This is a genomic window from Amycolatopsis keratiniphila subsp. keratiniphila (genome assembly GCF_001620365.2).
In the GTDB taxonomy this organism is placed as follows: Bacteria; Actinomycetota; Actinomycetes; order Mycobacteriales; family Pseudonocardiaceae; genus Amycolatopsis; species Amycolatopsis keratiniphila.
Map to the genome: position 1 here is coordinate 72,299 of NZ_LQMT02000039.1, position 13,497 is coordinate 85,795.

10 protein-coding genes are annotated in these 13,497 nt (G+C 68.5%); 2 read left to right on the plus strand and 8 right to left on the minus strand.

All coding sequences use genetic code 11. The features are described 5' to 3' along the window. Positions 1–12: 12 nt before the first annotated feature. Positions 13–1,269, minus strand: coding sequence for an MFS transporter (locus AVR91_RS35695; RefSeq protein ID WP_063276752.1), 1,257 nt, complete (start codon positions 1,267–1,269; stop codon positions 13–15). Next, positions 1,262–2,584: a GH1 family beta-glucosidase gene (locus AVR91_RS35700; RefSeq protein ID WP_063276751.1), complete on the minus strand. Its 1,323-nt coding sequence runs from the start codon at positions 2,582–2,584 to the stop codon at positions 1,262–1,264. Before AVR91_RS35700 ends, AVR91_RS35695 begins: the two co-directional genes overlap by 8 nt. 126 nt (positions 2,585–2,710) lie before the next feature. Between AVR91_RS35700 and AVR91_RS35705 the strand changes: the two genes are divergently transcribed. Continuing rightward, positions 2,711–3,355 (plus strand): TetR/AcrR family transcriptional regulator, encoded by a 645-nt coding sequence (locus AVR91_RS35705; RefSeq protein WP_063276750.1) that lies wholly within the window; start codon positions 2,711–2,713, stop codon positions 3,353–3,355. A 405-nt stretch (positions 3,356–3,760) separates the two neighbouring features. Here the strand turns inward: AVR91_RS35705 and AVR91_RS35710 are convergent, their stop codons facing one another. Next, positions 3,761–4,945, minus strand: a complete 1,185-nt coding sequence (locus AVR91_RS35710; protein ID WP_016330530.1) for an amino acid deaminase/aldolase — start codon at positions 4,943–4,945, stop codon at positions 3,761–3,763. Between the two features lie 89 nt (positions 4,946–5,034). Here AVR91_RS35710 and AVR91_RS35715 point away from each other — a divergent pair, with 89 nt between their 5' ends. Next, complete coding sequence (locus tag AVR91_RS35715) at positions 5,035–6,339, plus strand: D-arabinono-1,4-lactone oxidase (protein WP_063276749.1); 1,305 nt, start codon at positions 5,035–5,037, stop codon at positions 6,337–6,339. Here the strand turns inward: AVR91_RS35715 and AVR91_RS35720 are convergent. From AVR91_RS35720 to AVR91_RS35740, 5 genes are all read right to left on the minus strand, one after another. Continuing rightward, the gene (locus AVR91_RS35720; protein ID WP_063276748.1) at positions 6,336–7,283 is read right to left on the minus strand and encodes a ribose-phosphate diphosphokinase; all 948 of its coding nucleotides are present in this window, start codon (positions 7,281–7,283) and stop codon (positions 6,336–6,338) included. The genes AVR91_RS35715 and AVR91_RS35720 overlap by 4 nt on opposite strands. A 50-nt stretch (positions 7,284–7,333) precedes the next feature. After that, a complete protein-coding gene (locus AVR91_RS35725; RefSeq protein ID WP_063276747.1) occupies positions 7,334–7,984 on the minus strand; it encodes an NAD(P)H-binding protein in 651 nt (216 codons plus the stop codon). 19 nt (positions 7,985–8,003) lie between these two features. Then, positions 8,004–8,654 (minus strand): hypothetical protein, encoded by a 651-nt coding sequence (locus AVR91_RS35730; protein WP_016330526.1) that lies wholly within the window; start codon positions 8,652–8,654, stop codon positions 8,004–8,006. Between the two features lie 318 nt (positions 8,655–8,972). Next, positions 8,973–11,237, minus strand: a complete 2,265-nt coding sequence (locus AVR91_RS35735; RefSeq protein WP_063276746.1) for a serine/threonine-protein kinase — start codon at positions 11,235–11,237, stop codon at positions 8,973–8,975. Further along, positions 11,228–13,432, minus strand: coding sequence for a protein kinase domain-containing protein (locus AVR91_RS35740; protein ID WP_063276745.1), 2,205 nt, complete (start codon positions 13,430–13,432; stop codon positions 11,228–11,230). Before AVR91_RS35740 ends, AVR91_RS35735 begins: the two co-directional genes overlap by 10 nt. Positions 13,433–13,497: the final 65 nt, after the last annotated feature.

The following is a 13,497-nucleotide window of genomic DNA, read 5'->3' on the forward strand; positions in this document are numbered from 1 at the left end:
GGTCTCCAACCTTCAGCTGACGCCCTTCACCCGCGTGACCAATACCGCGGCGATGACGGTGGACAGCGCCGAAGCCGCGAAGAGGCTCGGATATCCGCCCAGGTAGGCCAAAATCGGCGCGGTCAGCATCGGCGCCACCACCTGCGGCAGCGAGTTCGCGATGTTGATGACCCCGAGGTCCTTCGCCCGGTCCTGCGCGGTGGGCAGCACCTGCGTGAGCATCGCCAGCGCGACGGCCATGTACGCGCCGAAACCGACTCCCAGCAACGGTGACGCCGCCAGCGCGGCCGTCCAGTTCTGCCAGGCGACCAGCAGCCCCGCGGCGACGGCCATCACCGCCGACGCGGCGAGCACGTAAGGCTTGCGGCGTCCCGATTTGTCGGAGAAGTGCCCGGCGATGAGCGCGCCGACGACGAGCGCCGCGCCGTAGAGGCCCATCATGATCAGCAGTCCGGTGTCCGGGTCTTCGTAGTGCACCGCGTCCTTGAGGAAGAACAACAGGTACAGCGTCCCGAAGGCGTTGCCGAGGTTGATCATGAAGTGACACCCCCACGCCCAGGCGAAATCCGGATGCCTGCGCGGGGAGATCCACAGATTCGCGAGCACGTCCCGGAGACGGGCGGACGGCCGGAACGCGACCGGCAGCCGCGCGTCCGGCGTGCGCAGGACGAACGCCGCCGCGCCCGTCAGTACGACGGCCGCGCACACCGCGTACCCGAGCGGGAGTCCGGCGAGGTCGAGCATCACCACGACCACCACCGCGCCGAGCACGGTCCCGAGCATCTGGGCGATGCCGACCAGCCCGCCGACCTGAGCGCGCTGGGGTACGGGCACCCGGTCGGCGATGGCCGACACCAGCATCGCGAGCATCCCGTTCAGTCCCGCCTGGACCAGGCACCAGCCGAGCACCATGACCGTGACGTTCGGGGCGAACGCGAGGACGAGCAGTCCGGCGGCGGCGACCGCGGCGCCGGCCGCCGTCCACGGATGACGGCGGCCGCGGGCGGAACAGGTCCGGTCGGACAGCAGTCCGACGGCCGGGTTGGCGATCAGCGCGACGAGCGCGCCGATCCCGGTGACCAGGCTGAACACGGCTTCTTTGTCGGCGGCGTCCAGCAGTTCGGCCTGTTTGGGCAGAAGGACCTGGATGGGAGCGTAGATCCCCAGCCAGAGCGCGATGTTCGCGAAGAACAGCAGGCTCATCCATCCGGCGCGGACCCTGGCGACCGGCTCGGCGAGCGCCTCGGGCAGGTCCCGGACCTCACTCATGGCGGATCAGTTCCCGGTACCAGCCGAAGGAATCCTTCGGCGTGCGCTTCTGCGTCTCGTAATCGATGTGCACCAGGCCGAAGCGCGGCTGGTAGCCCTTCGACCATTCGAAGTTGTCCATCAGGGACCAGACGAAGTACCCGCGGACGTCGACGCCGGCGTCCATCGCTTCGCGCACCGCGACCAGGTGACTGTCGAGGAAGTCGATGCGTTCCTGGTCGTGGACGTGGCCGTCTTCGGCGACGACGTCGTCGAAACTGCAGCCGTTTTCGGTGATGTAGACGGGCGGGAGGTGCTCGCGGTAGCGCTCGTGGAAGCCGACGAGCAGATCGCGCAGCCCATGCGGGACGATCGGCGAATCGTTGGTGGTCATGGGATAGCCCTCGATCGCGCGAAGCTCGAAGGGCAGCGGATTGCCTTCGCCGGGCGCGGCGACGCCCTGCGGCTCGTAGTAATTCACCCCGTAGAAGTCGAGGGGCTGCGCGATGGTCGGCAGATCGTCGGCGAAACCGGCCGGGAGATGCGCGACGACTTGTTCGGGATATCGGCCGAGCAGCACCGGATCCGCGTAAGTGCGATTGATGAGGGCGTCGATCCATTCGCCGGCGGCCTTGTCCTCCGGCGAATCGGTGGCGGGCCAGATCGGCGAATGATTGTTGGCCGTGCCGACGCTGCGGGCACCGGCCGCGCGCAGCGCCTGGACCGCGAGACCGTGCGCGAGATTCTGGTAGTGAGCGGTGGGCAGGGCGTCGAGCAGGAGGGTCTTGCCGGGCGCGTACTCGCCGATCGCGTAGCCGAAGATCGACATGACCATGGGCTCGTTGAGCGGGATCCACATTTTCACCCGATCGGAGAACCGTTCGCCCACGATGGCGGCGTACTCCCCGAACCGTTCGGCGGTATCACGGGAGAGCCAGCCGCCCTTGTCTTCGAGCGCCTGTGGGAGGTCCCAGTGGAAGAGCGTCCCGGCAGGCGCGATGCCGGCGGCGCAGACTTCGTCGAGCAATTTGTCATAGAAGGCAAGGCCTTCGGCGTTGGGCTTGCCTTCACCGTCGGGCTGGATCCGGGGCCAGGCGAAGGACATGCGGTAGGCGCCGACGCCGAGTCCGGCCATGAGCGCGATGTCCTCGGAGTAGCGGTGGAAGTGATCGGCCGCTACCTTGGCGTGCTCAGCCCGCGCGATCTTTCCCTCCGTTTCGGTGAACGTGTCCCAAATGGACTGTCCCCGGCCGCCTTCACCGGTCGCCCCCTCGATCTGGAAGGCGGAGGTCGATACACCCCACAGGAATTCGGACGGGAAGGTCGGATTCTCCACCGGCTACGCACCTTTCCTCTTCAGACTCGGCCGAACATGAAAAGTTCTCAGATACTATGCCTTCACTCGACCGGGGGGAACCCTGTCGGCACGATAAAGTCGCAGATCAGCGAAGGAGGAGCCCGAGTGTCCGACATCCAGGCCGCGAAACCGCAAGCGGAGACGACTCCGCTCCGGCGGCAGCCCGTTCAGCAGCGCAGCGCCAAGCGGGTGGAGCAGATGCTCGACGCCAGCGCCCAGCTGATCGACGAACTCGGTTACGACGCGTTGACGACCACGCTGATCGCGAAGCGCGCCGGGGTGGCCGTCGGTTCGCTGTACCAGTTCTTCCCCGACAAGCGGGCCGTGGTGCAGGCGCTGACGCAGCGGAACCTCGAACGGTTCGTCGCCTCGGTGTCGGAAACCCTGAACGAGCTCGCGCCCGAACACTGGTGGGACGTCGTGGACTCGATCCTCGACATCTACCTCGCGATGCATCGCGAGGTACCCGGGTTCTCGAAGGTGCACTTCGGTGACGTCGTGGACAGGCAGCTTCTCGACGAGACGCGCGACAACAACGCGGTGATCGTCGACGCGCTCACCGACGTGCTCGCCGCGCGGATCCAGTCGCCGCCGGACGACATCCGGTTCGCACTGACGATCGCGAACGAGACGGCCGACGCGCTGCTGAAGCTGGCTTTCCGCCGGGACCCGCGGGGGGACGAGCGGATCGTGGCGGAGGCGAAGTCGGTGGTGAAGGGTTATTTGGCGAGCAAGTTCGGGGAAGCCTGAGGGTCACTTCGCTCGGCCTCCGGCGGCTGAAGGACGCTTTCGCCGCATGCGATGCGGTGAAGGACGCCTTCAGCCCACGTCCGTCCATTGTGGACTTCCGCGGCGCGGCCCGGACGTCCTGAAGGCCCCCTTTGAGACGTTGGACGTCCCAATGGAGGCCTTGCTCCATCCGTGTCCACCGGCGCCCGAACTCGTCGCCCCACCAGTCACACAAACCCCAGGAACCCCGACCACACTGGCCCTGACCTGGCCTTACCCGGTTGTCCACATAAGTTGTCCACACCCACCCACAGTTGTGGACAACCTCGCCCCTCACCCCTCCGAACCCCGTCCCCCGTCGCCCCCTCCCGATACGCTGGTGCGGGGCGCGCCCCCCAGGGATGGGTGGGGGGTGGGGTCGCGGGGTCAGCCGAAGTTTTGGGACTCGCCTCGGTAGGTGGGGACGGTCCGGTCGACGCGGTCGCCGACGACGACGTGGTAGTGCGTGAAGCGTTCGGCGAGTTCGCCTGCCTTCGCGTGGCGCAGCCAGACGCGGTCGCCGAGCCGCAGGTGCCGGGCGGCTTCGCCGGACACGGGGGTTTGGACTTCGCCGGCGCCTTCGAAGCCGAGAAGCGAAAGACCTTCGGGCAGGTAGGGCGTCGGGAGCCGCGAAGACTCCGCGGGGCCTGAAGCGATGTAGCCGCCGGAGAAGAGCGTCGCGACCTTCGGTGCGGGGCGCCGGACGACGGGCAGCGCGAACATCGCGGCCGGGCGCGGCGAGAAGTGCGCGTAGCCGTCGAAGAGCGTCGGCCCGATGAGGCCCGACCCCGCCGCGATTTCGGTGACGGCCGCTTCGGCACCGGTCGATTCGACGCTGCCGCTGCCGCCGCCGTTGACGAACTCCAGATCCGCCAGCGCCCGGACGGCGCGAACCGCGGCCGCGCGGCGTTTCGCGATTTCCACAATGGACTTTCGCTGCATCCAGCCGATGACGGAGTTCTTGGCCCCGCTGCCGGCCGCGTCGCCGAGCCCGGCGATCTGGCCTTCGTACGCCATCATCCCGACGAGCCGGAAACCCTTGCGGGACAAGATGGTCCGCGCGAGGTCCGCGGCTTGTCGCGGGCTGAACACCGGCGAGCGCCGGGTGCCGATGTGCACGCCGGGCAACGGCCGCCACGAAGCATCGAGTTCCAGGCAGACCCGGATTTCGGGATGCCCCTGCCCCAGCGCGGCATCGACGAGATCGAGGTGTTCGGGCGAGTCGACCATGATCGAGATCGCCGCCCGCGCCCGGTCGTTCGCCGCCAGCCGCCGCAGCGCGCCGTGATCGGCGGTCGGGTACGCCACCACGATGTCCTCGGACGTCCCCTGCTCGACATGCCAGACGGCTTCGGCGAGCGAGTAGCACATGAGGCCTTCGAAGCCGGGCCGCGCGAGTACCCGTTCGAGCAGATACCGGCAGCGCACGGATTTGCTGACCACGCGGATCGGCTTCCCGGCGGCCCGCCGCAGCAGGTCGGCGCCGTTCGCGTCGAACGCATCCAAGTCGACAATCGCGAACGGAGGATCCAGGTCCTTCGTCGCCAAGTCGTACACCGTCGCACTGGTCACCCGAACTAAGGTACGACAGAAGGGCTTGAAACGCGAATACTATTCACTTACTGTTTCGGCACTCACAGCCTCTCGGAATAGGTGGGCGCATGACACGGTGGAGCAACTGGGCCGGCACCGCGACGGCGTCGCCGCTGCGTGTGCATCGGCCGCGTGACACGGGCGCGATCGCCGAGGCGATCGGCCGGTCCGCCGCGGACGGACGGCGCCTGCGCCCGCTCGGCAGCGGTCACTCGTTCACCGCGATCGCCGCCGCGAACTCGGACGCGATGGACCTCACCGGCTGGACCGGGATCGCCTCGGCCGACGTCGCGAAAGGCCTGGTCACAGTCCGTTCGGGCACCACGCTCAAGCAGCTCAACGCCGAACTCGACGCGCTGGGCCTGGCGATGACCAACCTCGGCGACATCGACGCGCAGACCGTCGCGGGCGCGATCTCCACCGGCACCCACGGCACCGGCGCCCGGCTCGGCGGGATCGCCACCCAGATCGCCGCGCTCGAACTCGTGCTCGCCGACGGCACCGTGGTCACCTGTTCGGCGGACGAACGCCCAGACCTCTTCGCCGCGGCACGGGTCGGGCTGGGCGCGCTCGGCGTCATCAGCACGGTCACCCTGCAGTGTGAACCTTCGTTCCTGCTCTCCGCCCAGGAGCGGCCAGAACCGCTCGAACAGGTCCTCGAAGGCTTCGACCAGTTCGCCGACGAGAACGACCACTTCGAGTTCTACTGGTTCCCCTACGGCAAGAACGCCCTGGTCAAGCGCAACAACCGGCTTCCGGCGGGCAGCGAACACCGGCCGCTGAGCAAGCTGAAGGAGTTCGTCGACTACGAGGTCACGGAGAACGTCGCGTTCGGCGGCCTGTGCCGTCTCGGCCGCGCGGTGCCGAAACTCGTGCAGCCGCTCGGCCGGTTCGCCTCGAACATCCTCTCCGCCCGCGAGTACAGCGACACGTCGCATCGCGTCTTCGTGACCCATCGCGGTGTGCGGTTCGTCGAGTCGGAGTTCGCGATCCCCCGCGAATCGCTGCACGACGTCTTCTCCGAACTCCGCGCGTTCGTCCCGAAGTTGGAGAACCCGGTCGCGTTCCCGGTCGAAGTGCGCGTCGCCGCGGCGGACGACATCTGGCTCTCGACCGCGAACGGCCGCGACTCGGCCTACATCGCGATCCACCAGTTCGTCGGCATGCCCTACCGCGAGTACTTCGCCGGATTCGCGTCGATCGTCGGCGAGGTCGGCGGCCGCCCGCACTGGGGCAAGATGCACGACCTCGACGCCGCGACGCTGCGCTCGCGGTACCCGCGCTTCGACGACTTCCTGCGGGTCCGCAAGGAGGTGGACCCGGCCGGGGTCTTCACGAACACCTACCTCGACCGGGTCCTCGGCACCGTTTAGGCGGTTTCGAACAACGCGCTGACCGATTCCCCGTTGTGGATCCGGCGCATCGCCTCCGCCAGCGCGGGTGCGATCGACAGGACCCGCAGCTTCGGGCTCTGCTCCTCCGGCGGGATGGGCACCGTGTTCGTGCAGACGACCTCCAGCACGTCGGGCTGGCTGCCGATCCGATCGAGCGCGCCGCTGGAGAAGAGGCCGTGCGTGCAGGCGACGCGGATCGTGCGCGGCTTCAGTTCCCGGAGCTTGTCGAGCAGTTCGATCACCGTGCTGCCCTTGGCGATCTCGTCGTCGAGGACGATCACGTCGCGGCCGGTGATCTCGCCGATGACCGAGCTGATCTCGACCCTGTCGTCGGCGAAGCGCTGCTTCGCGCCCGCCGCGACCTGGACGCCGAGCAGCCGGGCGAAATGCGCGGCCTCCTTGGCGTTGCCGAGATCCGGCGAGACCACGGTGGTCGCGGACAGGTCGTACTGGCGGAAGTGCTTCGCCAGTTCCTGCAACGCGTGCAGGTGATCGACCGGGACGCTGAAGAACCCGTGCACCTGCGGCGAATGCAGCGTCATCGCGAGGACGCGATCGGCGCCGGCGGTCGCCATCAGGTCGGCGACGAGCCGTCCGCCGATCGAGATCCGCGGCGCGTCCTTCTTGTCCGACCGGGCGTACGAATAGTGCGGCATGACGACGGTGATCCGCTTCGCCGAAGCGCCCCGGGCGGCGTCCAGCATCAGCAGCAGTTCGACGAGATGTTCCTGCACCGGCCGCACCAACGGCTGGATCAGGAAGACGTCGCGTTCGCGGCAGTTCGCTTCGAGCTGGACTTCGAGACAGTCGTTGGCGAACCGCTGCACCTTCACCGGATGCAGGGGAACGCCGAGATGGGCGCAGATCTCTTCGGCGAGCTCGGGATGTGCGCTGCCACTGAAGACCGCGATGTCCTCGCGCAAGGACCTTCTCCGTTCATTCAAAAGACGGATTACGTCCACACACTAGAGTTTCACAGAGCGGAAACGGCCTGAGAGATGGCAGTATCACCCGAGATCGCTTCGAGGACGCGGCCCGCCGTCGACGGGGTGTCGAGCAGCGCGACGAGGATCGCGGCGACGTCCTGACGGGGAATGGGCCCGCGTCCGGTGGATTCGGCGATCAGGGCCTTGCCGGTGCCCTCGTCGTCGGTGAGCTGCCCCGGCCGGAGGATCGTCCAGTCGAGATCGCGGGCGCGCAGATCGTCTTCCGCGGCCTTCTTGGCCTTGAGGTAGACGCGGAACTCGTCGGAGACGTCCGCGGTCTCCCATTTGTCCGCCCCCATGGAGCCGACCTGGATGTGCCGCCGGACGCCCGCCCGCTCGGAAGCGGCCGCGAAGAGTTCGGCGGCCGCTCTGTCCACAGTGTCCTTGCGAGCCGTGCCGCTGCCCGGCCCGGCGCCCGCCGCGAAGATGGCGGCGTCGGCGCCGTCGAGCACCTTGGCGACGGCGTCCACATCGGACTTTTCCAGATCGAGGACGACCGCTTCGGCGCCGGCGGCTTCGAGATCGGCGACGTGGCCGGGGTTGCGCACGATCCCCACCGCCTGATCACCGCGTGCGGAGAGCAGTTTCTCCAGCTTCAGCGCGATCTGTCCGTGTCCACCCGCAATGACGACTCGCATGGACCCGACGTTAGCGCGTTCAGTCCACTTCGGCAGGGAGCTCGGTTTCGCGGAGCAGCTGCTCGTAGACGATCTCGTTGACCAGACGCGAGACCGGGTCCTCGTCGAGGATCATGCGCTCGCTGTGGCCCTCGAGGTCGAGGTCGGCCACCGCGTTGGGGTCGGCGGTGACGATGCCGAGCCCGTAGGCGCGGGCACGCGGCAGACAGTTGCCGACGTAGTCTTCCGTCAGTACGGCAGGCGATGGGAGAACCATCGCGGCCTCGCCGTAACGTGCGAACGGAACCGCGGAGGCCATCGCGGTGCGCCAGTGCCGGGCGACCGCGAGGACGCCGATGATCTCGGCGGCCGGCGCGGGTGCGGTCGCGGCCAGCTCTGGCCATGTCCAGGTGTCGACGGTGGCGCGATCGACGACGGGACCCATGCCCATCGCGATGCGCTCCGCGTGCACGTCGGTACGGAGCCGGGCGACCACGCAGATCTTGCGGCCGAGCACGGTGGTCTCCGGCAAGACGATGCCGTTCCAGCCGAGCAGGGCCGCCGCCTTGCGCGAAAGCTCCCCGACGCTCGCGGGCAGTTCGATCGGCGGCACCACCCGGCTCGGCAGTGACCGGCTGCGCTTCGCGCCACCGGCGACCGTCGAGCTCTCCATGTTCGGTGTAGCCGCCACGTTCCGCCTCCTTCGAACCTGGTTTCCCTAGGGCTCGTCATCCCCGTGCCACCTCGGTGGAAGCGGCACATGACCTGTCTAACAGGGCGAGGAGGCGGCGGAGCCGGACAACGGGAGTGGCTGCGATCGGCGGCACTTTGTCATCGGTGACCGGTCGGTAGGCGGTCATTCGACTTCAGTCCGACCGTGCCGCCAACCGAGTGAGAGGGAGGTAAGTGGTGTTACCCGGTGTCTCCGAACGGTCACGGGCAACGAACCGAGACGTTAGGCCATTCGGCCCAATGAATACTCATTCCACTTTGGACTTTCGCAGGTCAGTCAGGAGATCGTCGCGGTACGAAGGAGTTCTTCGACGCCCGGCGTCCGCCACTCGTCCATCACCACGATTTGCCTGTCCGCAAGGAACCAGATCCGCTGGGTCACGCTCGTCTCGCCGCTTCCACCCGTCTGTCCACGAGGAACACACTGGATCGTCCACTCCTCGTAGGTCGCCGTCACCCCGCCGACCGGTGCGGTGGCGGAAGCCGTCCGCGCGGCGTCACCCTCTTGGCGGAGGTCCTTCCGCCCGGCGGCGTTGCAGGCCCGCCCGCCCGCGCTGCGCCGGTAGAACTCCCCCGGCCGGTACGGCGGCTGCTCGGCGGACCGCTGGGTGTTGTCCGTGACGAGGACGTACTTGCAGTTGAAGTACTTCTTGGGATCCGGGCAGCCCGGGCCGACGAGCACCTTCTCCAGTCCCTGCGAGACCACGGACCAGTCCTGCGGCAGATGCAGGGTGAGCGCGCCGGCCGAGACGTCGGTGACACCCTGCGCGGGCGGAGCGGACGACGTGCCTTTGACCACCTTTCCGCTGGTCACGCCGTCGACGAGGGCGGGGTTCAGCAGTCCGCGCACTTTGTCGTAGGGCAGTGTGAGGTCTTGGACGCTGCAGGCGGTGGTGAAGCCCAGGTCGGTCATGTTGGCCGTGACCTCGAGGGCGGTCGGCGCGAACGCGAGCCACACCTTCGGGTCTCCGGTGAGGTCGGCCGCCCGGAGCGGCCGGTACGGGAAAATGGTGCTCGGAGGGCCGCACTGCTCCTTGTCGGGCCAGAGGATCTCGGTCAGTTCCCGGAGGCCCTCGTCGGTGAACTTCCCGGGGGCGAACAGTTCGGCCGGCGTGAGCGCCTTGCCCTCCTTGAGGTCGATGGTCACCGCGGCGCGCCCGTTTCCCCAGGTCGAGTGGGGTTTGTTGGTGAGGTCGTGGGTGTAGCGCACCGAGAGGTACCGCTCGTTCTCCGTGCGGATGTCGGCCTTCGTGGTCAGCGCGTACGGCCCGCGTTCCGGCTCAAGCTTGGCGGCGCCGGGGCCGGTTTTGCGGTTCCAGGCGTCGATCGGCGCGGTCAGCGCGTCGTTGACCCTCTTGAGCCAGACTTGATCGGGCGAACCGGTCACTTCCGGACGTTCGCCGGTGTAGGCGAGGGTCGTGCCGGGCACCGTCCCCGACTCGGTCTTCATGGCGACCTTGAGCGCGACTGCCTGTTGCGTGGTCGGCGGCGAAGGCGGTGGAGTGCTCGCGTCGGAGAAGACGACCACCGAACCGACCACGGCGGCCGTCGCCGCGATGACGCCGGCGGTGATCTTCAGCCCGACCGCGATCCCGCCGGTCGACGCGGCCGCCGCACCCGTTCCGGCGGCGACGCCGGGAGCGGCCGCGGTACCGGCGCTGAGCAGGACCAACGGCGTCGCCGCGACGAGCACGCCCGCCGCCTTCGCCAGCCGCGACCAGCCCTTGCGTTCCCATTCGTCGCCGTACTCCGCGCGGGCGACGCGTTCCAATTCGCTGACGAACGCGAGCGCGTCGACCGGTCGTTTCGACGGGTCCTTCGCCATTCCGAGCGCGACGATCTCGTGTACCGGCTGGGGGACTTCGCCGAACGGAATGGGCGCGTGTTCGTGCAGCGTGCGCAGCACTTCGGTCTGCTCGGCCTCGTACGGCCGGTGCCCGGCGACGCACTGGAAGAACACGCAGGTGGCGGCGTAGACGTCGGTCGCGGGAGTGGCCTGCCCGCCGGACCACTGCTCGGGCGCCATGTACGCGGGCGTGCCGACGGACGGGCCGCGTTCGCCCGCCAGGACGGCCGTGCCGAAGTCGACCAGCTTGCTCTCGCCCGTGTCGGCGACGAGGACGTTGGCCGGTTTGTAGTCCCGGTGGACGACGTTGGCGGAGTGCGCCGCGGCCAGCCCGAGCAGCGATCCCTTCAGAACGGCGAGCGCGGCTTCGGGTTCGAGAGCGCCTTCGGCCTGAAGGACGGAACGCAGGGAGACGCCGTTGATCGCCTCCATGACGATCGCCGCGCCCTGCGGCGTCTCGAAGAACTCGTACAGCTTCACGACGTGCGGGCTCGTCACCCGGTGCAGCGCCAGGGCTTCCTGGCGGAACGCGTCGAGATAGGCGGGCTCGGCGGCGAAGCGGGAGAAGAGGTATTTGATCGCGACGACGTGGCCGGTGTTGTCCTGGCGCGCGAGCACCACACGGCCGAAGGTGCCGGTGCCCAGCTGCTCCAGCTCCGTGAAGCCGGGCAGTCTCCACTCGTCGCTTAGTTCCACTTCGCCTCTTCCAGAATCTTGTCGAGGCCTGGAGTGTTCCACTCGTCCACGATCACGAGCTGCGTTTTCGGCAGGAACCAGACCCGCTGAGTGACGCTACCGCCGCCGGAACACGTGAGTCGCCACTCTTCGTAGGCCGCCTTCTTCGTCCCGATCGAGCGAAGCTCCTTCGTCTGGAGGACAGGCGACCCCTGTGTCTCCCCTGGTGCCCCGAGCGAGTGACATGGACGCGGGCCGGTGGATCGGTTGTACGGCTTGCCCGGTTCATAGGGCGGAGTGGCCGGGTCGACCCGCGAGTTGTCGCTGAAGACGACGCCCGCGCAGCGGAACGGCTGCGTGCACTGTTCGGCGGTCACCAGGTAGCGCTCGATGGGTTCGCCGGAGAGCAGCCGCCAGTTTTCCGGTGTGGTGATGGTGAAAGCGCCGATGTTGTCCTCTTTGGTCTTTTTGCCCTGCGTGCCGCCGAGCAGGTGCGCGACCGCGGGACTCAGCAGGCCGCGCAGCCGTTCGTAGGGCACGGTGACGGTCGTCGGATTGCAGACCATCGGGTACCCGAGCGCGTAGGCCGCGACGCGGAACTCCATCCCGTTCGCCGCGGGCGCCGCCTGCACGATCGCCCCGTCCTGGGTGTACCGGTCCGACATCGCTCCCGCGGGAAGGTGCTCCGGTTCCGACGGCGGCGTGGCGAGGCACTCGCCCGGTTCGGCCGAGGCGTACAGCCGGTCTTCCACCATCCGCATCCGCACGGCGTTGCCGTCGACGTCGTCGAACAGGCCCGCGGTCGGGATCACGTCGCCGTCGGACAGGTCGATCACGAGGGTCCGGACGGCGTAGGCGCCGCGGTTCCCGAGCTGGACAGTCTCGACCGAACGTTCGTAGACGACCGAGATCAGCTTGTCGTCCTGGCGCAGGACCTCGGCGGTGGTGGACATATGCGGGATGTCGCCGTCGGGCTCCTTTTCCGGCGGGCTCCCCGGCGGCCAGACGCTCGTGAGCCAGTCGTCGATCGGCGCCATCAGCGCCTTGTTGACCCGCTCCTCGACCGCCTTGTCCTTCAGCCCGCTGATGCGGACGTACTTCCCGTTGAAGTCGAAGCCGTCGAGCTTCTCGGTGCGGGTGAGGAGGTCGACCTTCATCGCGGCGACGGTCGCCGTCCGTGGCGGTGCTTCGTCTTCGCTGTTCGTGTCGACCACCACGACCGTCCCGACGGCGACCGCGGTGGCGGCGGCGACCGCGGCGGTGATCTTGAGGCCGAGCGCGATCCCGCCGCCGGCGGTGGCCGCTCCGCCCGCGATGACCGGCGCGGCGGCGGTCCCGGCGCCGAGCAGGGCCAGCGGGGACAGGGCGACCAGGACGCCGGCGCCCTTGGCGAGCCAGTGCCAGCCGTTGCGCTCCCAGTCGTCGCCGTACGCCTTCCTGGCGGACGCCTCCAGTTCCGCGACGAATTCGGCCGCGCCCGACGGCCGGTGGGCGACGTCCTTCGCCATGCCGCGCGCGATGAGGTCGCGGACCGGTTCGGGCACTTCGCCGAACGGGATCGGGGCGTATTCGTGCAGCGTGCGCAGCACTTCGGTCTGCTCCGCCTCGTACGGCCGGTGGCCGACGACGCACTGGAAGAACACGCAGGTCGCGGCGTAGACGTCGGTCGCGGGGGTGGCGACGCCGCCCGCCCACTGTTCGGGCGCCATGTACGCGGGCGTGCCGGCGGCGACCCCGGTCTGCCCGGCGAGCACGGCGATGCCGAAGTCGACGAGCTTGCTCTGCCCCTCGCGGGTGACCAGGACGTTGGCCGGTTTGTAGTCGCGGTGGACGGTGCCCGCGGCGTGCGCGCCGGCGAGACCGAGCAGCGAGCCTTTGAGGATGGCCAGCGCGGCTTCGGGTTCGAGCTTCTCCTGGCGGCCGAGGATCTCTTTCAGGGAGATTCCGTGAACGGCTTCCATGATGATCGCGACCCCTTGCGGGGTCTCCACGAACTGGTGCAGACGGGCGATATGCGGCCCCGAAACGCGGCTCAGGATCTGCGCCTCATGGCGGAACTCGGCCAGGCGCTGTGGGTCGGCGGCGAACCTCGCATACAGGTATTTGATGGCCACGACCTGCGCGGATTCGTCGTGCCGGGCCAGCACGACCCGCCCGAATCCACCTTCGCCCAGCGACCCCAGCTCGGTGAAACCCGGCAAGGCCCAGTCGTCCACAGATTCCTCCGCGATTCCCGATCGTGCCCCCTTGGAGGTGAGCTGCGCCGCAGCGGTTCCCCGCC